At 29.3% G+C, this 23,497-nt stretch carries 20 protein-coding genes; 2 read left to right on the top strand and 18 right to left on the bottom strand.

The window, feature by feature from the left end; all coding sequences use genetic code 11:
- Nucleotides 1-2: 2 nt before the first annotated feature.
- Genes frr through R5397_RS03735 form a run of 14 tightly spaced genes read right to left on the bottom strand, consistent with a single transcriptional unit; the run spans nucleotide 3 to nucleotide 13,123 of the window.
- Nucleotides 3-557 (bottom strand): ribosome recycling factor, encoded by a 555-nt coding sequence (frr, locus tag R5397_RS03800; protein WP_247065293.1) that lies wholly within the window; start codon nucleotides 555-557, stop codon nucleotides 3-5.
- Nucleotides 558-592: 35 nt separating this feature from the next.
- On the bottom strand, nucleotides 593-1,429 hold the full coding sequence (gene tsf, locus R5397_RS03795; RefSeq protein ID WP_421622954.1) for a translation elongation factor Ts: 837 nt from the start codon (nucleotides 1,427-1,429) through the stop codon (nucleotides 593-595).
- A gap of 17 nt (nucleotides 1,430-1,446) precedes the next feature.
- Nucleotides 1,447-2,211 (bottom strand): 30S ribosomal protein S2, encoded by a 765-nt coding sequence (rpsB, locus tag R5397_RS03790; protein ID WP_247065297.1) that lies wholly within the window; start codon nucleotides 2,209-2,211, stop codon nucleotides 1,447-1,449.
- A gap of 39 nt (nucleotides 2,212-2,250) precedes the next feature.
- Nucleotides 2,251-2,850 (bottom strand): Maf family protein, encoded by a 600-nt coding sequence (locus R5397_RS03785; protein WP_421622953.1) that lies wholly within the window; start codon nucleotides 2,848-2,850, stop codon nucleotides 2,251-2,253.
- Entirely contained in the window at nucleotides 2,840-3,118 is a 279-nt protein-coding gene (locus R5397_RS03780; protein ID WP_421622952.1) for a hypothetical protein, read from the bottom strand. Before R5397_RS03780 ends, R5397_RS03785 begins: the two co-directional genes overlap by 11 nt.
- 13 nt (nucleotides 3,119-3,131) lie before the next feature.
- Entirely contained in the window at nucleotides 3,132-3,899 is a 768-nt protein-coding gene (locus R5397_RS03775; protein WP_421622951.1) for a hypothetical protein, read from the bottom strand.
- 24 nt (nucleotides 3,900-3,923) lie between these two features.
- Nucleotides 3,924-4,526 (bottom strand): hypothetical protein, encoded by a 603-nt coding sequence (locus R5397_RS03770; RefSeq protein ID WP_421622950.1) that lies wholly within the window; start codon nucleotides 4,524-4,526, stop codon nucleotides 3,924-3,926.
- Complete coding sequence (locus R5397_RS03765) at nucleotides 4,519-6,180, bottom strand: 30S ribosomal protein S1 (RefSeq protein WP_421622949.1); 1,662 nt, start codon at nucleotides 6,178-6,180, stop codon at nucleotides 4,519-4,521. Before R5397_RS03765 ends, R5397_RS03770 begins: the two co-directional genes overlap by 8 nt.
- A gap of 13 nt (nucleotides 6,181-6,193) precedes the next feature.
- Nucleotides 6,194-6,850, bottom strand: a complete 657-nt coding sequence (gene cmk, locus R5397_RS03760; RefSeq protein ID WP_421622948.1) for a (d)CMP kinase — start codon at nucleotides 6,848-6,850, stop codon at nucleotides 6,194-6,196.
- The gene (locus R5397_RS03755) at nucleotides 6,851-7,594 is read right to left on the bottom strand and encodes a pseudouridine synthase (RefSeq protein WP_421622947.1); all 744 of its coding nucleotides are present in this window, start codon (nucleotides 7,592-7,594) and stop codon (nucleotides 6,851-6,853) included.
- Entirely contained in the window at nucleotides 7,566-8,360 is a 795-nt protein-coding gene (locus R5397_RS03750; RefSeq protein ID WP_421622946.1) for a hypothetical protein, read from the bottom strand. The genes R5397_RS03755 and R5397_RS03750 overlap by 29 nt, the downstream gene beginning before the upstream one ends.
- Complete coding sequence (gene recA, locus R5397_RS03745; protein WP_247065311.1) at nucleotides 8,338-9,429, bottom strand: recombinase RecA; 1,092 nt, start codon at nucleotides 9,427-9,429, stop codon at nucleotides 8,338-8,340. The genes R5397_RS03750 and recA overlap by 23 nt, the downstream gene beginning before the upstream one ends.
- Before the next feature lie 10 nt (nucleotides 9,430-9,439).
- Nucleotides 9,440-12,142, bottom strand: coding sequence for a transcription elongation factor GreA (greA, locus tag R5397_RS03740; protein WP_421622945.1), 2,703 nt, complete (start codon nucleotides 12,140-12,142; stop codon nucleotides 9,440-9,442).
- Nucleotides 12,143-12,178: 36 nt separating this feature from the next.
- Nucleotides 12,179-13,123, bottom strand: a complete 945-nt coding sequence (locus R5397_RS03735) for a tetratricopeptide repeat protein (RefSeq protein WP_421622944.1) — start codon at nucleotides 13,121-13,123, stop codon at nucleotides 12,179-12,181.
- Nucleotides 13,124-13,309: 186 nt separating this feature from the next.
- On the opposite strand from R5397_RS03735, the gene R5397_RS03730 reads away from it, so the two are divergent.
- Entirely contained in the window at nucleotides 13,310-14,449 is a 1,140-nt protein-coding gene (locus tag R5397_RS03730) for a tetratricopeptide repeat protein (protein WP_421622943.1), read from the top strand.
- Nucleotides 14,450-14,494: 45 nt separating this feature from the next.
- Here the strand turns inward: R5397_RS03730 and hisS are convergent, their stop codons facing one another.
- Nucleotides 14,495-15,865 carry a histidine--tRNA ligase gene (gene hisS, locus R5397_RS03725; RefSeq protein ID WP_421622942.1) on the bottom strand — a complete coding sequence of 457 codons (1,371 nt, stop codon included), beginning with the start codon at nucleotides 15,863-15,865 and terminating at the stop codon, nucleotides 14,495-14,497.
- Nucleotides 15,866-16,007: 142 nt separating this feature from the next.
- Between hisS and R5397_RS03720 the strand changes: the two genes are divergently transcribed.
- Nucleotides 16,008-17,885 carry a penicillin-binding protein gene (locus R5397_RS03720; protein WP_421622941.1) on the top strand — a complete coding sequence of 626 codons (1,878 nt, stop codon included), beginning with the start codon at nucleotides 16,008-16,010 and terminating at the stop codon, nucleotides 17,883-17,885.
- A 1-nt stretch (nucleotide 17,886) separates the two neighbouring features.
- Here R5397_RS03720 and R5397_RS03715 read toward each other — a convergent pair whose 3' ends face one another.
- From R5397_RS03715 to R5397_RS03705, 3 genes are all read right to left on the bottom strand, one after another.
- Nucleotides 17,887-19,779, bottom strand: coding sequence for an AMP-binding protein (locus R5397_RS03715; protein ID WP_421622940.1), 1,893 nt, complete (start codon nucleotides 19,777-19,779; stop codon nucleotides 17,887-17,889).
- 146 nt (nucleotides 19,780-19,925) lie between these two features.
- Nucleotides 19,926-20,219, bottom strand: coding sequence for a PG0541 family transporter-associated protein (locus R5397_RS03710; protein WP_421622939.1), 294 nt, complete (start codon nucleotides 20,217-20,219; stop codon nucleotides 19,926-19,928).
- Between the two features lie 104 nt (nucleotides 20,220-20,323).
- The gene (locus R5397_RS03705) at nucleotides 20,324-23,497 is read right to left on the bottom strand and encodes an efflux RND transporter permease subunit (RefSeq protein WP_421622938.1); all 3,174 of its coding nucleotides are present in this window, start codon (nucleotides 23,495-23,497) and stop codon (nucleotides 20,324-20,326) included.

Raw genomic sequence — 23,497 nt, 5'->3', positions numbered from 1 at the left:
ATTTAAACTTCCATTATTTCTTTTGTTTTTACATCAAAAATCTCATCTATTTTCTTGATATAAGAATTAGTATCTCTTTGAATATCATCTAAAATCCGACGCAAATCATCTTCAGTAATCTGAGAATCTTTTTCTTGCTTCTTGACCTTATTATTTAATTCCTGCCTTACATTTCTGGCCGCAACCTTATATTCTTCCGCAATTTTTTTTGCCTGCTTTACTATTTCTCTACGTCTCTCAACAGTCAATACAGGTACTTTAATTCTAAGGACTGCCCCATCACTTGAAGGATTCATAGAAAGATCTGAATTAAGTATAGCCTGTTCTATTTTAGATAATAAGCTTTTATCCCAAGGCTGAATTACAATAAGCCTTGCCTCGGGAATACTAACATTGGCAACCCTAGTTAAAGGGGTTTTTTCTCCATAATAATCAACTAATATTTTATCAAAAAGAGAGCTATTTATCCTGCCCGTTCTTAAAGATCTATATTCACTCTCAAGAGATAAAAGAACTTTACCCATCTTTTCATCCAATAAAGCCTTATATTCCTCCATTCAAGCCTCCTTAAAATTAAAAAGATCATAAATAATTACCCAACACTTAAATATTTAAAATCTACTATCTCTATCTTCGTTAAAATTGCTTTAGAAATCTCTTCAATCTTTTCTTTAACGGTAAGCTTATCATCCTTTACAAATCCTTGTTCCAAGAGAGCAATTTCGCCCAAATGCTTTTTAAGTTTCCCAGATACTATTCCTTTAATTACAGCTTCAGGTTTACCACTAGCTTCCATCTGCTTTGTAAACAATTCTTCCTGTTCTTTAATATAATTAGGACAAATATCACCAACGCTTAAATAAAGCGGTGCAAAAGCTGCTACATGTAAAGCTAAATCCACTGCAAGATTATTTAAACTCTCATCTTCCATTTTTAAAATATCATCTACCTTTAATTTAATAAACACACCTATCTTAGATTGCTCTCCATGAAGATAATTTTTTAAAAGTTCATTAGATGCAATATTTGAAATATAAATCTTACTTACATGAATATTTTCCTTGATTGTGGCTGCTAAATTTTTAATTTCAAGCTCTTGCTGCTCATCTAAAGAATCTTTACCACTTTCAACCAATTGTTTTATCAAAGAATTTCCAAAAGTCACAAAATCACTATTCATAGCAACAAAATCTGTTTCACACGAAATAAGCAAAAGACCCACTCTCTCTTTATTTACATAAGAAAATACTCGTCCCTCCTTAGCATCCCTACCACTTCTCTTATAAGCAGATGCAATACCCATCTCTCGAAGTTTTTTCTTAGCCAATTCAAAATCACCACCAACAGCATCTAATGCCTTCTTACAATCACCAAATCCAGCTCCAGTCGCATCTCTAAGTTTTTTTACCTCTTGAGGACTAATACTCATATTATTCTCCTTAAATTTTATAATTCTTTTTTTTCATTCTTAACTTCAATCTCACTCATTAAGTCTTCTTCATTCAAATTTTCAACTATCTGAATTCCAACCTCTTTATCACTCTCCAAAATAGCATCAGATATTATCTTAGTAAATAAAGCAACGGAACGAATTGCATCATCATTTCCAGGAATTGGACAGTCAATCACATCCGGATTACAATTTGTATCAACAACTGAAATTATAGGAATACCAAGCTTTCTAGCCTCATTAATCACTATTTGTTCTCTTTTAGGATCAATAATAAAAACGGCACCGGGAAGCTCTTCCATATCTTTAATTCCTGTCAAATTTTTAGATAATTTTAACTTTTCCCGATTAAGTTGAGAAACTTCCTTTTTACTAATCATCTCAAAAGTTCCATCTATTTCCATTTTTTCTAATTTCTTTAATTTCTGAACTGATTTTTTAATAGTATTAAAGTTTGAAAGCATTCCACCAAGCCATCTATTGTTAACATAAGGCATATCACTTCTTCTGGCTTCTTGTTCAATTATCTCACTTGCCTGCTTTTTAGTACCAACAAACAAGACCTTTTTACCACTTTTTATAACACTTTGAACAAGTTCATAAGAATCTTTAATACCTTGCAAAGTTTTTTGCAAATCCAAAATATGAATTTCATTTCTCTCTGAAAAGATAAACCTTTTCATTCTTGGATCAAGCCTTTTTACCTGATGTCCAAAATGAACTCCGGCCTCTAAAAGACTTTTCATAGTAATAACTGCCAAAATGACCTCCTAAATCCTTCGCTTTTACTCACTACTTACTTATATAGTGGAAATTACGTTTTCTCTAATAAGAATATCATAAAACAAACCAATTGGTAAGCCTATGATATTTGAATAACTACCATTAATATATTCAATCAAGATATCTGCAACACCATTTTTCAAACTTATACCCCCAGCTTTATCTTTCCAATGACCAAGTGAAATATAATGATAAACAATATCTGGTGTTAATTCCCTAAATTTAATAAATGAAATCTCACAGGCTTTAACTATTTTCTCTCTTCCTGGAATAAACACACAAAAACTAGTCTCAACCTCAATAAGCTTATGACTATATCCCATTATCTTACTAAAAACTTCCTTTTCATCACTTAGTTTTCCAACATAAATCGAATCATTCTTTAACAAAGTATCAACAGTAATTAAACATTTATCCTTGCCATATTTCTCAATAGCATTAGTAAGTTTAAGCACCGCTATCCTCTTTGTAATACCAAATTCACCTGATTTCATTATTGAACCTTCATCAATATCAACACTAAGGGATAAAAATTTAATTTTCAAAGCCTCTAAAAACTCTGCTCTAGCAAAAGAATTTGATACAAGTGCAATCTCAAAATTTTCTTTATAAATCATTTTTACTTCTCTCAGCAAATCCTAATAAAGATATCAAAATTATTGAACCAATAGCTGGGAACAAATAAAATAAAACATCCACTTGTCTATTATAATAATCGGAATAAAAAAGAGGTATAAAAAATAAAAATAAAACACTTCCTAAAAAACTTATCAAATAAATCAGCAAAAACCCAAATCTCAATATACCAAAAAAGACAACAAAAAAGCTTACCACAAAAGAAATAATAATATTAGTTAAAATTAAATGAAAAAAAAACGTTACCATGCACCGCCTTTAACTAACTCGACAACTCAAAACCATGCAGACTCCCTAAATTTACAATAACACTATATAAATCATCTTCAATAACATTACCTACTGCCATAACAAAAATTACTAAATTATATTTAGGAGAAACATCTTTTGTAAAAAAGCTATCGCTAATATGACTAAGATCAAATGGCCTATCTGTACTGTTCGTGACTTTAGATTTTTTCAAAGCTTCAGAAAACTCCCTATACAAATCATTAACAACATAAGATCTATATGTCTTGATACTCCTAATAAGGGGTGCTGAAGAACTATTACCTTTCCTTATATTAATAAAAACCGAACCAGGAATACTTTTTCTCAAATTTTCAAAATTAAGTTCAAAATATAAAGAAAAATTTCCTTGAATCCAGCTTTTATCTAATTTCAAAGTCGGAGTTCCTGAAAAACGATCACCATCCAAATTAATTTTATAAAATCCCCTTTTATTAAACTCATTAATATTATTAAAAACACTCTTTAAAGCATTAAAATCTTCTTTAACACTTTCTGCAAAACCCCTAAGATAGTAATTTGATCCTTCTGGATAAAATTTATAATATATATCAAAACCCCTAACCCTAGAATTATGATTCTTACCAAAATACCAAGAAGGCAATGCAAAAGCAAGAGTATCTCTAGAAGCTCTACTATCAATAACCAAAGGAGAATCGACTATGATAATATCCTCAAGACCACAACCAACTACTAATAGAAAAACAATTAAAAACATAATATTATTATCAAATTTTCTCATACTAAAACAAAAAAACAAATTAAATCATCTAAACTGCAAAAGCTTATTCTTGGCAAGATTAACATATAAGTTATTTTCATAAGAAAAATTAGCAATCTCTGCGTATATATCAATAGCCAATTTTTTATCTCTAGTCTCAATTAATACTGCCTTACCAAGCAGAGCTCTAATTTTAATAAAATCTAACTTAGTCTGATTAATCAGATTATCATATATGATTAAAGCATTATCCACCTGCCCCATTTTTTCATAAATCACAGCTTTATTAAGATAGGCAAGTTCCCTTTCAATCCATTTTGAACCAATAACAATATCTAAATCCTCAAGAGCTTCTTTGTATAAACCTTTACTTTGAAAATAAGTAGATCGGGCAAGATAAAACCGTGAAAGAAATTCATAAGCAACATCGTTTCTCTTATTTATAGACTCTTCTATCTTAGACTCCAATTCTATCTTCTCTTCAATATTTTTTGCTCTTAAATAAAGATTTAAATCCCTCTCAAGATTTTCTACTACTTCCCCTCCTGCCTTCACATAATCTACATCCATCGAACTATAAAAACAAATAACAATTCCCACAAAAACAATAACTGCCAAAATACCTATAAAAAATTTATTTTTAAACATTAGCATTCCTCTTGAACAGATTTGCAAATGGTTTATAAGATTCTTCATCATCTTCCTTAAACAAATAAGAAGAAATTTCTTCGCTTGATTTTTGCTCTTTATACGCCCTATAAGAAAGCAAAACTAATCTGTTTTTAAAATCAATATTGGTGATTATAACTTTAAGTTTGTCTCCAATATTCAAATTTTCAAAAGTCTCCAAACTGGACTCTTTTGTATCTCCAAGTTGTATTTTACTAATAAATCCCATTATTTTACCATAAACTCTTACCTGAACTCCCTTTGACTTCTTCTCCACAATTTCAACTTCAAGAGTATCACCTTTCTTATAGCTCTTAGAAAAATCATCCCAAGGATTCTCTTCCAACTGTTTAATTCCTAACTTAATATTTTGCTTCTTTGCATCAAATTCAATTACTTTCCCACTAATTGAACTTCCTAATTTAAAGTATTCCTCAGGATTAACTTCGTCAATCCAAGAAATATCAAATTTACTAATATATGCGTCTATACCTTCTTCAATGCTCACAAAAGCTCCCGTCTTTGTAATATTTTTAACAACCCCCTGAACAACTTTACCAACAGCACACCTTTGAGCCAAATTATTCCATGGATTTTCATTAACTTGCTTAATACCTAAAGATATTTTTTGATTTTCCTTGTCTATCTCCAAAATCTTAACTTCTACGATTTGACCAACTTTAACTAATTCCTGAGGACTTTTTATAACCCTTACCCAAGAAAAATTACTTATATGAATAAATCCTGATATCTCACTATCAAGCTCAACTACAGCACCAAAAGGTAATATTTTGACAACTTTGCCCTTTACAATACTTTCAACCTTATATTTAGCCTCAATAGAATCCCAAGGATTTGTCTTCAATGCCTTAAGAGATAACTCCATCTTTACTGCATTTACATTTAATTTAATGATTTTCAATCTTAACTTATCACCAACACGAATAAAATCTTCAATATTCTCAACACGATTAAATGCAATATTTCTTTTATGCAATATTCCTAAAACAAGATTTTTAACCTTTATAATAGCACTATAATCTGTAATTCTCTCAACAACACCATCAACTATATCCCCCTCATTATAAGAACTAACAAGTTCTTTTTTCTTTAAAAACTCTCTCTCTCTCTCCAAAGTTCGTCTATCAAGAATAAGCCTAAGGCCATCCGTTTTATCTGCCTGAATAACATAAAACTCAACCACTAAACCTCTTTTTAATTTTTCATCTCTAAATTTAGAACTCAAATAAGATGGCATAAATCCAATAACATTTTCATTAATCTGAACTTTATAACCACTTGAAAGTTCAACTAAAATCTTGCCTTTAAGTACCTTTCTATTCGAAATATACTCATCGATCTTATCTTGCAAATTTAGAGAATCAAGCCTTGCAACACTAAGAACTAATCCTAATTCTCCTCCTACTTTTGTAACTATTGCATCAAGCTTATCTCCAATATTTGGAATGGTTTCAAATTCATCGATTCTAATAAAACCTTCAGACTTATAACCAATATCTACAAGCACATAATCTTTCATGACATTTATAACAACACCAGAAACACTACTACCTAGTTCTACTTTTGCAAGAACCTTTAGATAATTTTCTTGTAAATCTTCTTGATTTTCCATCCTCACCTCTCTATCACTTTTTTTTCAAATTAAACGTCTTTATGATAATATTACATACATCATCTAAGCATTTATAGCTCGTATCAATATAAAACACTTCCTTATCCAATTTCAATTTACCATACTCTTTATTTTGATCAATTTCATCCCGTCTCTCTAGTGCTTGCTCTAACTCATTTAAAGTTATATAATCACTCCTTTGATTATACCGTCTTAAAGCCCGCACTTTAACAGAAGCATCAAGATAAATCTTGACCTCAGCTTCTGGAAATACTACAGTAGTAATATCTCTACCCTCTATTATATAATTATCATCCTCTAATTTAACTATTTCTCTTAATTTTTTATTAACAATATTTCTAACACCTATATAAGAAGAATAAAGAGAAACTTGAAAATCTATTCTTTCATTTAAAATATGACTTATAACATTTATACCATTAAGCAAAAAATCAACACCATTAAATTTGATATCATTTTGTGATACAAGTTCCAAAATTTTACTCTCACTAAGCAAATCATATTCGTTTAGTGAAAACCTTTGAGCAATCAAAGTTATTATCCTATAAAAATAACCAGAGCTAATAAACTTAAAACCTAATCTTACCCCCAATGCTTTTGCAATCGAGCTTTTACCCGAAGCTGACGGGCCATCAATTGCTATTACCATTTAATATTCTCCCAAAATTTGTGTCTTGAATTTATTAATCTTAGCTAAAGACAAAACCTTAATTTGCCCTTCTTTTAAATCATCCAATTTAATATTACCTATTCTAATTCTGTGAATTTTCTTTAAAAAAATATTCTTACTTAAAAAAACTTTTCGAATCTCCCTATTTTTACCTTCCGTTAAAACTAACTTAACAGAATTATTGCTAAGCATTACATAAGATTTCAACTTAAAGATTTCCCTTCCTATCTTTATTCCATGTTTAAAATTAATAAGCAAATTCTCATTAACAGCCCTTTTTGACTCAACAATATATTCTTTTTCAACCTTACTCCTTGGATGAACAATATTATTTGCAAACTGACCATCATTAGTAAAAAGTAAAATCCCAGAACTCTTAAAATCAAGTCTACCAATTGAAAATAAACGTTCTTTAAACAAAGGCTGAACTAAAGATATTGCCAACTGTCTCCCCTCTGGATCAAAATTAGAACACAAGTAATTTTTAGGCTTATGAAGGGCTATATAAATCTTATTTTCAACTTTACAATCCCTAAAAACAAATACTTGTTTTCTACACTCCACTCTATCGCCTAAGAACACCTTATCTCCAAGCTTTGCAAGGGTATTGTTTATTCTAACAGAATTCTTTCTTATAAGATCTTCACAAAATCTCCTAGAGCCCACACCTTTCTCTGCCAAAAAAACATGAACTCTAAGCCCTTTGCTGTTTGTATTCGTCAATACTTGTTCCCTTTCTTAAAACCAATTTATCATTTACGTAAACTAAATCTATAATATTTGACATTTTATATTCAAGAACGATTAAAAAATAACAAAATCTCTCAAAAAAGTAAAACTTATCATCAAAATTTAATAAAAATTCAAAAATAAAATTATCCTCCTTGGTTAAAAGAGAAATAATTTTTGTTTTTTTATCAAAAATTTTAGCGTCATATATACCTAAAATAACATTGGATCTAAATTTATTACGTAAAATATTATCATGCTTTTTACTTATCCTACTGACTTTACTTTTAACCTTATTAATACCTACCATATAATTTTGAACATTATCCGCACTTTCAAAAAAAATACTATTTTCTCTCAAAAAAGAAAATGTAGATACATTTAAACACTTCTCATCTTTTAAATTTCGAGTTAAGGACTTGGACTTGGCGTATTTTTCACTGAAATTTATCAATTTTTTAATCATCTCCCTTTCAACTAACTTCTTATCTTTTAATTTTACTGGATAAAAAATTTGTGTCTTTAAATAAAGCAAACTGGTTGAAAAAGAATAAAACTTAATTAAGTCTTTAACATCTATTTCAATACTCTCAGAAAATATCAAAAAATCTTCTACTATTTTATTTAAATTAAAAGTCTTTAAAATTTCTCTTTTATTTTTTATATAATCAAAGAAAATTTCTATTCCCCCTTTAAAATCATCACAAACAATTAAATAATCATCTAAATTTGTCATTCTATTCTTTATCTTTTTTAACATTAGGTAGTCCAATTTCAATAGAATCTAGACTTAAGCCTTCAAAAATTATCTTTCTAAGTTTAACCTCAAGTTCATTAGTAAGTTCTTTTTCTTTAATGAGATAAATAATAGCACTTTCTCTACCTTGTCCTAATTTATCATCTCCTATAGAATACCAAGAACCTATTTTTTGTATCAACTTATATTTAATCGAAGCATCTAATATGCTAGCTTCACGTGAAATACCTTTTCCAAAATAAATCACAAGCTCGATTTTACGAAAAGGAGGTGCTACTTTATTTTTCACAACCTTAACTCTTACCTTATTCCCAATAACATCATCTGCAGCACTCCCCGTTACCTGTTCAATTTTCCTAACCTCAAGACGAAGAGAAGAATAAAATTTTAAAGCATTTCCTCCAGTAGTAGTTTCTGGATTGCCAAACATTACACCGATTTTCATTCTTAGTTGATTGATAAACATAATACAAGTCTTAGACTTTGAAAGTATACCCGTAATCTTTCTTAAAGCCTTGCTCATTAATCTTGCTTGAAGCCCAATCTGACAATCACCCATTTCTCCATCAATCTCTGCTTGTGGCGTTAAAGCTGCAACAGAATCAACAACAATCAAATCAACTCCACCACTTCTAATTAAATATTCAGCAATCTCAAGAGCTTGTTCCCCAGTATCAGGTTGACTAAGCCAAAGTTCATCAATATTAACACCCAAAGCTTTTGCATAAACAGGATCAAGAGCATGTTCAGCATCAATAAAAGCTGCTATTCCACCATTTTTTTGAACTTCAGAAATTGCTTGAAGAGTTAAAGTGGTTTTTCCAGAAGATTCAGGGCCAAAAATTTCTATTATCCTTCCCCTTGGATATCCTCCAACACCAATTGCCTCATCAAGCAAAATAGAACCACTAGGTATGCTCTCTATGCCTTTACCCACAGGAGACTCTCCCATCTTAATAAGACTTCCTTTCCCAAAATCCTTCTCTATTTGAATTCTAGCAAGCTCAATGGCCTTTTCTCTATTTAATCTATCATTTAAAGAATCATCTATTTTATCTTTTAATTTCGACATTTTACCTCTTCTAATTAATTTTGGCAGGTTCTATCTTTTTAACATAGTATTGAAAATGAGTATCATTTATTACAAAATCAAGATTATCACCTTCTTTTGCATCTAACAAATTTTCTCCAAAAGGGGATTTATATGATATAATGCCTTCGTCAGGATTTGACTCCCAAGGTCCAAATATCAAATAAGACTCTTCCCTTTTTGTATCTTTATTAATCATAGTAACTTTTGTTCCAAACCCAACAACAGAGCTTTGAAGTTCTTTAGTGTCAATAACTTTTGCAACATCTATTTCTGACATAAGAGAATTTAATCTCTTTGTTAAAAACTGTTGTCTTTCCTTTGCAGAGTGATATTCTGCATTTTCTTTCAAATCACCAAGTTCACGGGCCTTCCCAATTTCTTTAGAATTTTCAGGTATTTCTACATCCTTTAAATACTGCAATTCCTTTTGCTTCTTACTAAGAGAACTTAAAATAGTTAAAAATCCTATCTCGACTTTATCCCCCGAAGATTGCATTTTCTCATCTTCAAATTCAAGATCAATAAACACACTTCTTATTGCAGTTTTAATATGTAAAAGATCCTTTGGGGGAAAATCTCTTATATAAAAACAAGTCATATATATTCTTTTGGCAAGCTCTTCATCCATGACATTATTTAAAACAATACTAAGATATTTATCCTTAATTAAAAGATTCATTACCATTTTATAAATTCTCTTGTTAGCGACAGAATTATTTTTATTATTAATCTTAACAACACTATCTGTTAAAATTTTGATCAAATTTATTAATAATTCTGAATCAGAATAATCTAAATCAAGCGAATACGAAGTATAATGCTTTAAAAGCCAAATATAAGCATCTTTATAAACTTTATAATTTTTTATGACATAGTTAAAAAGATCTGCTGTCTCTTTTATATCTTCTTTATAAAGAAAATCTATCAATTTTTTATTAACATAACAAGGAAAAAGCTGCTTATAATAAACAACCCAATCAACTAATTCATCCTTGATTAAGGATACCAACTCCTTTTTAATCTCCGCATTCAAGATTGAATCAAAAAGATCAACTATATCCTTGGGATACTCCCTTAAGAGAACCTCCAAACTAATATCTTTTTCAATATTAATCTTAAAAGCACCACCCCTCTCAGAATTTTTTAAAGATTTAAGTATTACATAAGAACTTATAACATAATGATCAACTTTTGCAAAATTATTAACATAAATCAAAAAGTAATTAAGCATTTCCTCTTCAACATGTAAATCCTTTACAACACCACCAGCGGTACAATAGTGCATAAAAATTTCATATCTTTTATAAAAATCCTTTTCTACTTTAAATTTATCATAAATCTTTTCATTAAAATTAGAAGCTCGCTCATTATATATATAACAATCGGCTTTTCCAGATGCCATAACAAAATGAGGATTATCTTTTAGAATTTGTTTAGCTTTTACACTCCAAGCATTCCACGCACTCTGAGTCATTAAGCTTGGAACAAGTTCTCTTTTTATCCCTTTAAGATCAATTGACTTATAGCTTTTAATAATTATCCTTAAGGCCCATTCAACATCTCTCTTCAGATTCTCTACAAGCTCTTCTTTTGGTTTAATCGCCTTTAAAACTCGAATATCTTCTTTCTTAAGAGGAGATAGTGCAGATATAGCCATATCAAAACTAATAAAATGTCTTCGTTTAGAAACAAAATCAACCACAATACCTTGTTCATTTACATCCTTAACTATTCCTACAAACCAGGTTTGATGATATACAAAATTACCCTTAGCAAAAAATAAATATTTCTCAAAATCAGAATAAACATCAATAAAATTTTTATCCAAATTTTCAAGATCAGACTTTTCAAGATATTCTTCAATATTTTTAACGTCTTTATATTTTTCTCTTAAAAAGAGAACTAAATTTTCTCTTGCTTTTTGATTTTTATTGTCAAGCTTTAAAATTCCCTTCAAAATCTCTATTGTCTCATCAATATTCTCACTTACAGAATAATGTTCATATAAATCTTCATAAAGAACAACAACCTTTTTAAATCCGAGCTCTTTCTCAACTTTTTGAAGTATAAGAAGAAAAGAATCAAAATCATCAGAAACATATCTGATCAATTTAGACCACACCTCTCTAATACCTGACATTTGTTTTTTATCGATAAAACGGTAAATAGCCTTTCTAAAAAAATATATTGATTTCTGCAAATCAATATTCTCATAATGCGTAGCAAGTTGCCTTACACATACAGTATCATCAACATCAGCTTCAACAATGCGTATCCAAATACCTGGAAGTTTATCATTCTCATTATTTTGCGAATATATCTTTGCAAGCGTATAGAGTGCATGCTTATTTTCAGAAGTTAAAAGCATCTTGTGACATATATGTTCAACAAGAGACCACTTCAAATTTTGTGAAAACAAGTCTACCACTGTAAGCAAACTCATATCATTAAGCGGCCTTCTACTATATATAAGCATGCCTGAAATATAAAGACCAGCAATACTTTTCTTGACATCCTTTAAATGTTTACCACAAATATCTAAAGCTTCTTCTGTTAAATTTTCAGAAATTATACTATCTATTAATTCATCCAATTCCCTTATCTTGGCAAGAGAATAATTATTAACAACTATCCTTGTCCATTTATCCTCCTGCAAGATATTATCTAATCTTTCTATAGTAATATTAGACATTCAACTCTCCTAATACCAATTTTATTAAAAACCAATCTAATTGACATATTGCTGATATATTCCTATATCTATTTCCTTAATATAAGATAAAATTTCATCAATCCGAACACGATCTTCTTTTATCCTTACATAATGATCAATAAGCCAAAAATATTTATTAATAAGCCTTGGAAGTAATATGCTCTCATTTATCGATCTATAAGACTTCTCCTTAAGCTCATTACGCAAACTATAAACAGACTGCTTTAAATGACCAAGTTCAATAGGCCTTAATTCTCTTTTTATATTAAAAACACCATTTAGTGCTCCATAAACAGGTATCCACTCCTTAACAAGAGTATCAGAAATATTTCTATCACTCTTAATAGCTTCTATTAATTTAAGTATCATCTCAGATTCAAGCGCATCTATATCTATCTTTTGGGGATTAATAAAAAAAGCCTCTCTAAATAATACCTTAGACTCCTTAATCTCATCAATAAGGGCATAAGAATCAGCAAGTTCAGCAACTACATCTGCATTATCTTTTGCATCTCCTAAAATCTGCAAAAAAACAGTTATAGCTCGCTCATAATTACCCATTCCCTTGTAAGACTTAGCAATCTTTATTAAAATATCTAAGTTCTCTGGCTGTAATTTATATATATTTTTATATATCTCCAAGCACAATTGAAATACAAAATACTTAATTGAGTTACGACCTTGAATAAAATCAAAATTCATCTTTTTTAAATATCTTCTAGCAAAATTATTCCATTCTCTTATTAAAAACTCAGCCTTCTCATAGTCTTTATCTATTCGATCAAGACTTTCAACTTGACCATTCCAATACACAGAACTCTTTAAAGCAGTTAAAATCTCAATATTATCAAAATCAAAAGAATGTGCTTCTTCTGATTTCATTAAAGCTGTCTTAAAATCACCTTTTCTGAAGCTTAAATAAATATCTTTGATTAATTCCGCGATTTTTTCTGATGACACATTCCTACCACTTTAAAATATGTATAAATCCCAAATGAGCTTACATAATTATAACATTAATAAATTTTTAGTCAAACCGGTCTTTTTAAAACAAAAAACAATATTTTATTTATTATTTTTTTAAGATAAAATTTATATATAAAACATAAAAAATAATATCATGAGGGTAACTTCAACTTTATGGCAATGGAACCTAATAAACTTATTAATAAATCTATTAATTATTATAACTCTCACAAATATTCAGACGTAGTAAAACTTTTAGAAAAGGAAATTTTCCTTTATAAAAATTACTATTTTTATCATTATATTTTAGGAATGTCTTATCTTCGAATGGGAAATTTAGGAACTGCTCAAACATATCTAAAGAAAGCTTACACTTTAAATCCAACAGAACCAGATGTAAAGCAATCAATTGCAATACTATTAGCAGCTCAAGGCAAAGAAGATAAGGCTATACAAATATGGCTTAAAATGATAGAAGAGAATCAAGAAATACAACGATCAGAATTCTCCCTAGAAACCATTAGAAAAAATCCTATTCAAGGAGCACTATTCCTTAATAAAAACAAAATATATGCCAAGCTATTTCCAGAAATCAAAGTAGAAACGGGACAAAATTTATCTAAATTAACAAGAACATTACTAACAATAGCAAGCCTTGTATTCTTATTGATAGCAATATTCTTACTCATACATTCAAAAGAAACAATTAAGCTGACATTAAGTAACTCTAAGGTAAAAGAGAAAAAAGCTATTAACAATATTGCGGCATACATTGATGATATCAAAATAAATGACAAAGAAAAAATTGAAAACCATGAAGGACAATTTGTATTTATACTCACTGAAACTGAAATCAAAAATTCATTTCAAAAAATAAAAACTCACCTAAAACAAGGCAAAGATAATTTTGCAAGAATTGAAATAAATAAAATATTAAATTCAAATGCATCAGAATCAATTAAACTTAAAGCTAAAAATCTTGCAAGTTTTATCTCAAGGCCTAATTTTATTACATTCAACGATTATTTAGTTCTAAAAGAAATCAAAAAAAATCCATTAATTTACTCAAATGTATATGTCAAATGGGAAGGAATTGCAAATAATATTGAAAAAAAAGACAACATAACTTACTTTGACTTTTACGTAGGATATAATAAAAATGCTCTTGAAGGCATTATAACAACAAAAACAACCTTTGATATTGATATCAATTTTAAAGACTACGTTGAAATACTAGGACAAATAGACTATGACTATAACACAAACATATTAACTCTAAATGCAATTACGATACGCAAAATAGAAAAGCAAAAGAACTAATACTTAATAAGGAATCAAAGGCACTAAAGCTTAAATAGCTTTAAGTTAAAAAGGTGTGCATAAAAATTTGTCATTACCCTTAATAAATTTTATAGCTTCATCAAAAGACAACAACAATTCTTCCTTTTTAGTCAAGTCTCTCACTTTCAACTTATCCTCTCTATATTCATCTTGACCTACAAAAATTAAAAATCTTATAGCCTTATTAAGAGCATATTCTATTTGCACCTTAATATTTTTACCCTCTTTACTCTTAGGATATACTTCACAAGCAATATTATTTATCTTAGAATAATCATGTCTTCTAAATTTATCCGCAAGCTTATAATAATAAGCTTGTAAATTATCGTCTATATTAACAATTAATACTCTAGAACTGGCCTTAACCACAAACAACTTGATATAATTAAATTTCTCAATTTCAATTATATCTTGAATTCTATCTATACCAAAAGATCCCCCAACCCCTGAAACTTTTTGCAAAGAGCTAGAAAATAAGGATAATAGATTATCATACCTTCCACCACTACAAATACTCCCCATATTAATGCCTATCATCGTAGCCTCAAATACAATCCCGGTATAATAATCAAGCCCACGAACTATCTTAAGATTAAAATTAAATGCATCTTGAATTCCCAATGCACTCAAATGTACAAAAACATCCTCAATCCTCTTAACAGCATCATTGTTCTCTAAAATACCTTTTAAGGTCTCCAGTTTATCCCAAAAAGTCCCTTCTAAATTTATAAACTCCAATATCAAATCAACATGAGCTTCGTTTATCTGTACAAGCAAATTTTCTCTAACACTTTCAATCCCCATTTTATCTAATTTATCTATATTCCTTAAAATAAAAGCGGCTTTATCCTTTAATCCCAACTTATCAATATAAGCATTCAATATACCAATGTGAGAAAAATGAATAACAAACTTTCTATTAATACCTTCTATGAAATTTAAAAAAATCTCTTCAAGCCCACAATAAACAATAGATAAAATTTCAGCATCACTACGAAAAGTATCCTCACCTACTATATCAAAATCAAATTGCATAAATTCTCTATATCTACCCCTCTGAGTATTCTCACCTCTAAATACTTTGCCTATCTGAGATCTCCTGAAAGGGAATTTAAGCTTAGATCTATTAGAAGCCATAAATCTTGCAAAAGGAACCGTTAAATCAAAACGCATAGAAACATCTCTATCCCCGTTATCTTTAAAACGATAAGTTTGTTTTTCTACCTCATCCCCGCTTTTTCTTAAAAGAAATTCAGAATACTCAAGAATAGGAGTATCTATTAAATCAAAATTATACGAAACAAGAACACTATATATTTGTTTTATAATATGAGTACGAATTAACGCTTCTTTTGGCAAGTAATCTCTAAAACCCTTTAAAGTTCTAATATCCACTATATTTAAACCTCTATTAATTTCAAATTTAATCTTTTCATAATATAATATTATAAATATGAAAAAAAATTAATCAAACACTAATACTAAAATCATCAACTGTCAAATATTTACTATAATATAAGGAGCTTCTAAATATTTAATGCATAAAAAATTTGCTAGCAGCTTAAGATTAAATATCGTCCTCACAATTTTCCTAATAATAACGCTGTTAACCATTTATAAATATTTTGTGCTAATGTCCTCAAAAGACATACAATATTTTTCTCAAAATATAAACCACATCTCAAGAAGAGGCAACATCTATGATAGAAATGGTAAAATCATAGCTTTCTCTTCAAAATCACATTCAGTCGGAACGGATCCAAATAAAATAAAAAATATTGTAAACACATCAGAAACTCTTGGTGCAATATTGAAAATTGATCCTCAAATACTTAAAAAAAAACTGTCTTCGAAAAAAGGATTCATATATATAAAAAGAAAAATAACAAGAGAAGAATCTGAACTAATTAAAAGAATTCAGTCAGAAGGAAGATTAAAAGACATTATACTTTATCCAGACTACACAAGAATTTATCCATTTAAAGAATTAACTAGCAATATTACAGGATTTGTAGGAACTGATAATATTGGACTTACAGGCATTGAACTTTCTCTAAACACCATATTGAATGAAGATCTTACAAAACAAAAATCTATAAATGAAAAATTAAGTACAAATAACATATATTTGACAATAGACATAGATCTTCAAAAAAGCATAAACCAAATAGCTCAAAAACACTTTAAAGAAAATAAACCTGAAAATATGATTGCCATAGTAATGAATGCTAAGAATGGAGAAATTTTATCAATGCTTCAATTTCCACAATATGATGCTAATTACTATGCAAAATATCCTAAAGAAATATGGAACAATTTTGCCTCATCCCTAACCTATGAACCTGGAAGTATTAATAAAATTTTTACAGTAGCCATTCTATTAGACAGTGGATTATTAAAATCAAATGAGAAATTCTTAGATAACGGTATATACCAAAAAAAATTTAAATCAGGAGAAGTAGTTACAATTAAAACTCTAAATCCCCCTTATGGCTATATTGATCCCAGTGGAATTTTAATTCACTCATCAAATGTAGGAATAGCACACATTACAGACAAAGTAAGTAACGAATATTTCCATAATAAACTAATAGACTTTGGTTTTGGAAAAAGAGTAGGATTCCCTTTTCCCGGAGAAACAAAAGGTCTATTAACCCACCATTCAAAATGGTCTGGACGAAGTAAAGCCACAATTGGATTTGGACAAGAAATAGGAGTATCTGCCATTCAAATATTACAAGCTGCTAGCGCATTAAGTAATGAAGGAATTATGTTAAAACCCAAAATCATAAAAAGAATAAGCAATGAAATGGAAAATACAATTCAAGAATTTCAAAAAGAAGAAATTAAAAAAGTAATATCTAATCACACAGCAAAAGAAGTTCTAAAAATGATGAGAGAAGTCGTAAACAAAGGAGGAATCCCAAAACTCAAGATGAAAAACTTAAGCATTTCAGCAAAAAGTGGAACTTCACAAGTAATTGATAAAAACACAGGTAAATACTCGGATGAAGATTATACGTCCTCAATATTAGTAATATATCCTACAGAAGATCCGCAATACATTATATATATTGTATACAGATATCCTAAAAAGATAATATATGGAACAAGAATTGCTGCACCAATGGCAAAAGAAATAATAGAATTGATTGAACATCGCAATAATAAAAATGAATACAATGAAATCAAAATTTCTTCAAAAATTAGCATACCAAAACCTATAATAAAATATGAAAAAACAGAAACACTGCCAAACCTTACAGGACTCTCAAAAAGAGATTTAATGAAAATCTTAAAAAACTATACAAACATAAAAATCAACATAAAAGGAAATGGTTTTGTATACAAACAATCTAAACCACCTAACACAAAATTAAAACATATAGACGAACTTGAAATAATCCTAAAATAATTCAAGAAAATAAACTCTTTATCTCATTTTTATAAAAACTTAAAATATAATTACGCTTAACATCCATCTTAATAGACATTTCTTTACCTACTTCAAACGGTTTTTCTAAAAGAACAAATCTCAATATTTGCTCAAAAGGCTTAAATCCATTGGCTCTATTAATAAGCTTTTTTATCTCATCATTAATAGCTTTAAGAACAATATTATTTGCAATAATCTGCTGCCTATTGTGAGCATCAAGAATTTTTTGACCCATGTTTTCTAAATATTTATTTATCTCTTCAAAATTAGGAAGAATCAATGCACCTAAAAATTTTTGATCTTGACCCACAACAACAGCCTTTTCAATGAGTAAAGATTCTTCAAGCTTAATTTCAATTGGAGCAGGCTCAATATTCTCTCCATTATTTAAAACAATAGTATCTTTTTCTCGTCCTATGATCTGAACAACATTATCCTTTGATAACTTAACAATATCACCCGTATTCAAAAATCCATCAGATCCAATAACCTGTCTTGTAGCATCTTCATCTTGATAATATCCAATCATAACTTGAGGACCTTTAATAAATAAAATTCCCTTGCCTGGTGTTTTAAGCTTATTGCCATTCTCATCCCTAATCTCAGCAATAGTTCCAGGCAATATCTTACCACAAGTACCAATCATTATCTTTTCATGTTCATTAGACGCAACACCAGGAGATGCTTCTGTTAATCCATAAGCATTCGCAAGCTCAATCCCAATTGAGTTAAAAAACCTAACAACAGATAAAGACATACTACCCCCACCAGTGACCCCAACAACAAAATTATTGCCTAAAATTTTCTTTATCTTTTTAAAAATAATTAAATCTCCCAAAACTTTAAGAGGAAATAAAAAAATCAGACCCAAAAGCCCTAAGATTTTTTTCATAGGAAATAACAAATCAAATCCATTATCAGGATATAATCCTAAAATCATTCTATAGCAGATATCATTTAAATATGCTGATTTAACAAAAATCTTAAATAACAATTTTGACAAAAATGGTTTCTTGGCAACCTCTTTAAAGATATTTTGCCTTATTGCAATCCAAAGCCTAGGCACGGCTGCAATATAATGAGGATTTATATTTTTCATATCATCAAGCATGTTTCTTGGAACAATACTTGAAAATAAACAAGTCATACCTTTAAGAAAAATATTATAAGAAAATGACCTTTGAAATGAATGCCAAATTGGCAAAATACACATAAATATTTGTCCCTCACTAGTATTAATCATTCGACTAAAACTAGACACCTGATAAAGAAAATTAGCATGAGAAAGCATTACTCCTTTAGGATTCCCTGTAGTACCAGAAGTATATATTATTGTTGCCATATCATCAGGATCAATATTACTTAAAATTTCAATAATCTCTTCATCTCGCCTTGACTTATCTCCAATTAAAATGCACTCTTTATAAGTATAAATTTTAAAATTATCAAACTGTATTTTATCTTTTTCATCTAAGTCATCAATAATAACAATTATAGGGTCAACTTTAAAGTTGATCTGAACAACCAAATCAAGAAGATTTAAATTTTCCACTATTATTATATTGGGAAGAACATTATTAATAATCACTTCGGCTTCCGAAAGGATAACATCAGCTCCTTTTGGAACATCTACAGCACCTAAAGCCAAAATCGCAAAATCTATAACACTCCATTCAATCCTATTCTCAGAACAAACAAACACTTTATCTTGATATCCCAAACCCATCTTTTTTAAAAATGCTGCAAATTTTAACACATTATTTTTTAAATCTTCATAAGTAACCTTGAAATAATCTTTGTTACTTCTATATATTTGTGCAACTCCATTGCCACGTTTTTTAGCAATTTCAAAAAAGTTTTTTACTATTGACATATGCCCCTACTACAACAACGAATATTATAAATAAATTATAACACCTTAAATAACAAAATCATAATTCAATTTTCATTAGCTTAAATTTGTCAATAGATAAAAAGTTTTATAAAATAAAACATGCATTACCAAAAATAAATAAAGATTTAGTTGCCTATAACAAAAAATTTAATCCCTTCAGTAGGATACTCTTGATCCAACATCTCAACAGCATTTCTTAAATTTTCTATAACAAATAAATTATCAGTATAAACCACAAGAATAAAATTTTCTTCAGGCCAAATTTCATTATCTTGCTTCTCACCTGTTCTCCCTTTTCCTTGAACATTATATATCTTAGTATAATATATACATTCACCTAAATCTTTTTCTATCCTATGCATATGTTCATGAATATCAAGCTCTAAAGATAGATTAGAGATTATTTCTGCCCTGTACACATACCCTCCTAATCTTAATCCTCATCAATAAAAACATCATTCGAACTACCATCAATCTTAACATTTCCTAATATTACTTTTAGAAATATCAATACTATTTGCAGTTATATTTTATCTGAGAACCCCCTACTCCCTCTCTTAAGATCAATTTTGTCAACAAAAATCCCTGACTTAAAAGAAATAAAAGCTTTCATAGAAAGTTTATAAAAAATTTCAAAAATAATAGGAATAAAAAGCAAAGTCAAAAATGTACTAGCAACCATTCCACCAATAAAAGTAAAAGCAATTGGTTTTACAAGATCACTCTCACTTGAACTTGAGAATGCAAGTGGAAAGAGTCCTATTATTGATGTTAAAGCAGACATCAAAATTGGCCTAAACCTGGAGCGACCTGCCTCAAGCACTGCATCTCTAAGATTAAAGCCCCTCTTAAGCAACAAATTAATATAATCTACCAATACAATACCCGTATTAACAACAACACCAATAAGCATAAGCATACCAATAGCAGTAAAAACAGAAACCTTTTCTCCAGATATAAAATAAAACAGTACAACACCTATTAAGGTTAATGGTATTGTAAAGAGAATAACGAATGGCTTTAAGAGAGATTCAAATTGTGCTGCCATTACTCCAAACACAAGCAAGACAGCCATAAACATTATCACCCCAAAATGCTGCATACTACTTGTAAACTCACTGTATTCTCCTCCAAACTTAACCAACACCCCATCTCTCTGAGGAACCTTATTAGTTACAAAATCTACTACATTTGCTGTAATTAAAGCTAAATTTTCACCTGGAGCAATACCTGCTGTAAGCTTTACTACTAAAGACTGATCTTCTCTGGAAATCTCACCAATTCCTTTTGTTTTCTTAAGCCTAACTATTGAAGAAAAGGGAATTTGAACACCAGATGCATTTAAAATAGATATTTTATCTAAATCTTTAAAGCTAGCAATATTGCCTCTATCAAGCCTAAGCAAAATATCATAACTTACTCCACCTTCAATATAATTTCCTGCTGAAATTCCACCAATATTAGCCCTAATTTCTCTTGAGAGAGTTTCCATATTAATTCCATAAGAATAGGCCTTTTCTCTATCTATTTCTATATCAATTTGCATCTCTTCTAGTATATTAAGTCTAGGATTGACAAGACTAGGGAATCTTTTCTTTAAAAGACTAACTAAAAATTCTCCATATTCTCTTGCATACTCAAAATCCGAAGCAATAATTTTAATCTCAATAGGCGACGCACCAAAAGTACCTTCTCGTGAAGAAGCATTAGAATTAAAATCAGGATAAAGCCTCTCAACACGTTTATAAACTCTATATCGAACATCCTCTTCATCCTCAACGAATTCTCCATCAACTTCTTCCTTTAAAGGAAATGCAACATTAAAGGTAAAACCATTTGAATTTATTTCAGAAATGATACTCTTATAAACCTTAATTTCACTTTTTACAATCTCTAAAATTTTATCTGAATAAAACTTTGAAATTTTCAAACTTGTCTTATGAGGAAATTTAAAATCAAAACGAATTAAAGAAGAATGTTCATAGGGAAGAAAAGATACATTTAAAAGAGGAAATAACACTAAACTTAAAATAAAACTAAAGAAAATAATCAATAAACAAGCTAATTTCCAAGTTAAAACATAGTTTAGCAATTTAACATAAAATCTCTCTCCAACAAAATAAATACCATACAAAAAATCATCAATTCTTTTAATCAATTTATTTTTAATAGGCTTTTGAGAAGCGGTATAAAGCCCAATATAATAACTTGAAAGCACAGGTACTAAGAAAACTGCAACAAACAAAGAAGCTACTAAAGATATTACAATAGTAAAAGCAAAATCCCTAACAAAATCACCAATAACACCCAATTCAGCCTTAAAAATAAGCATAGGAGCAAATACACAAATCGATGTCAAGGTTGCAGCCATAATCGGCAACATCATTTCTTGTGTTCCAAGAATAGCAGATGAAATAAGCTTGGCACCCTTCTGCCTATATTTATATATATTCTCTATTATAACAATAGAACAATCTACAAGCATACCAACACTCAAAGCAAGACCTGATAGACTCATAACATTTAGTGAAATATTTGCAAAATACATTAAACAAAAGGTAATAATAATCGCTAATGGTATTGTGATACCAATAATAATTGTCGCTCTAAAGCTCCTTAAAAAGAAAAAAATAATACATAATGCAAGAACTGCTCCAGAATAAGCTGAATTAGCAACAGAAGAAATAGCCTTTTTAATGTGTTCAGCGTCATCATAAGAAATGTCTAAAAATATATCCTTTGGAAGTGAAAGCTTGATTTTTTCAACCTCTGCATTTACTGCATCTGAAACAAAAACAGAATTTGCATCACTCTCTTTTTGTATAGATATCACAATAGAAGGCTTATCATTATAATATACATAATCCTCTACATCTTGAGCAACACTCTTAACACTTGCAATATCTCTAAGTCTAACCTGAACAAATGAATTATCACCTAAAGAATAAATACTTGGTTTCCTATAAGCAATAACCACATTTTCCAAATCCTTAATTGAATTAAATCTTCCAGATACTTGTGCTTGATATTCCAAATCATTATCTAACATGTTACCAACCGAAAATTCAACATTTTGAGAAGAAATAAACGGTACTATTTCTGATAAAGTAAGTCCATATGCCTCTAACCTATTCTGCGACACTTCAATTAAAATATGCTTATCTCCACCTCCAATAACTTGCACACGTCCAACCCCATTAAGTCTCTCCAACTTAGGCTTAAGAATATTATCTGCATACCTTTTAAGTTCTAAGATCGGTCTATCTGAATACATAACAAACGATATTATTGGCGAAGAGCCTAAACTTCCTCTATAAATCCTAGGTAAGCTTGCTTCTTTTGGTAAAATTTTTTTTGAAATCTCAAGTGCATCTCTTATTTCATTCAAAGCCAAATCTAAATTAGTTCCATGATAAAACTGAAGATTAATACTGCTATGGCCCTTAAAAGAACTACTAGTTATTGTCTTTATGTTCTTAACTAAGGATAGGTTACTTTCTAGAATACTTGTTACTTTTTCTTCCACTTCTTTTGCCGAACTTCCTGAATACTGAGTAGAAATAGTGATATAACTGTCTCCAATGTTGGGAAGCAAATCTATCTTTAATCTTGAAAAAGTATAAATACTAAGCATCATTAATAATGAAAACAATATTAACATTGTTATTGGTTTGCCAACAACTTTTTTTACTAACAT

The organism is Borrelia sp. MN22-0132 (genome assembly GCF_049201035.1).
Lineage (GTDB): Bacteria > Spirochaetota > Spirochaetia > Borreliales > Borreliaceae > Borrelia > Borrelia puertoricensis.
This window is presented reverse-complemented; position numbering and strand designations above follow the sequence as displayed.

Bases quoted from the DNA above. Each gene is read 5' to 3' on its own strand.
- frr (WP_247065293.1), bottom strand. From the start codon at position 557: ATGGAGGAATATAAGGCTTTATTGGATGAAAAGATGGGTAAAGTTCTT.
- tsf (WP_421622954.1), bottom strand. From the start codon at position 1,429: ATGAGTATTAGTCCTCAAGAGGTAAAAAAACTTAGAGATGCGACTGGA.
- R5397_RS03785 (WP_421622953.1), bottom strand. From the start codon at position 2,850: ATGATTTATAAAGAAAATTTTGAGATTGCACTTGTATCAAATTCTTTT.
- R5397_RS03780 (WP_421622952.1), bottom strand. From the start codon at position 3,118: ATGGTAACGTTTTTTTTTCATTTAATTTTAACTAATATTATTATTTCT.
- R5397_RS03775 (WP_421622951.1), bottom strand. From the start codon at position 3,899: ATGAGAAAATTTGATAATAATATTATGTTTTTAATTGTTTTTCTATTA.
- R5397_RS03770 (WP_421622950.1), bottom strand. From the start codon at position 4,526: ATGTTTAAAAATAAATTTTTTATAGGTATTTTGGCAGTTATTGTTTTT.
- R5397_RS03765 (WP_421622949.1), bottom strand. From the start codon at position 6,180: ATGGAAAATCAAGAAGATTTACAAGAAAATTATCTAAAGGTTCTTGCA.
- cmk (WP_421622948.1), bottom strand. From the start codon at position 6,850: ATGGTAATAGCAATTGATGGCCCGTCAGCTTCGGGTAAAAGCTCGATT.
- R5397_RS03750 (WP_421622946.1), bottom strand. From the start codon at position 8,360: ATGTTAAAAAAGATAAAGAATAGAATGACAAATTTAGATGATTATTTA.
- recA (WP_247065311.1), bottom strand. From the start codon at position 9,429: ATGTCGAAATTAAAAGATAAAATAGATGATTCTTTAAATGATAGATTA.
- greA (WP_421622945.1), bottom strand. From the start codon at position 12,142: ATGTCTAATATTACTATAGAAAGATTAGATAATATCTTGCAGGAGGAT.
- R5397_RS03730 (WP_421622943.1), top strand. From the start codon at position 13,310: ATGGAACCTAATAAACTTATTAATAAATCTATTAATTATTATAACTCT.
- R5397_RS03720 (WP_421622941.1), top strand. From the start codon at position 16,008: ATGCATAAAAAATTTGCTAGCAGCTTAAGATTAAATATCGTCCTCACA.
- R5397_RS03715 (WP_421622940.1), bottom strand. From the start codon at position 19,779: ATGTCAATAGTAAAAAACTTTTTTGAAATTGCTAAAAAACGTGGCAAT.
- R5397_RS03705 (WP_421622938.1), bottom strand. From the start codon at position 23,497: ATGTTAGTAAAAAAAGTTGTTGGCAAACCAATAACAATGTTAATATTG.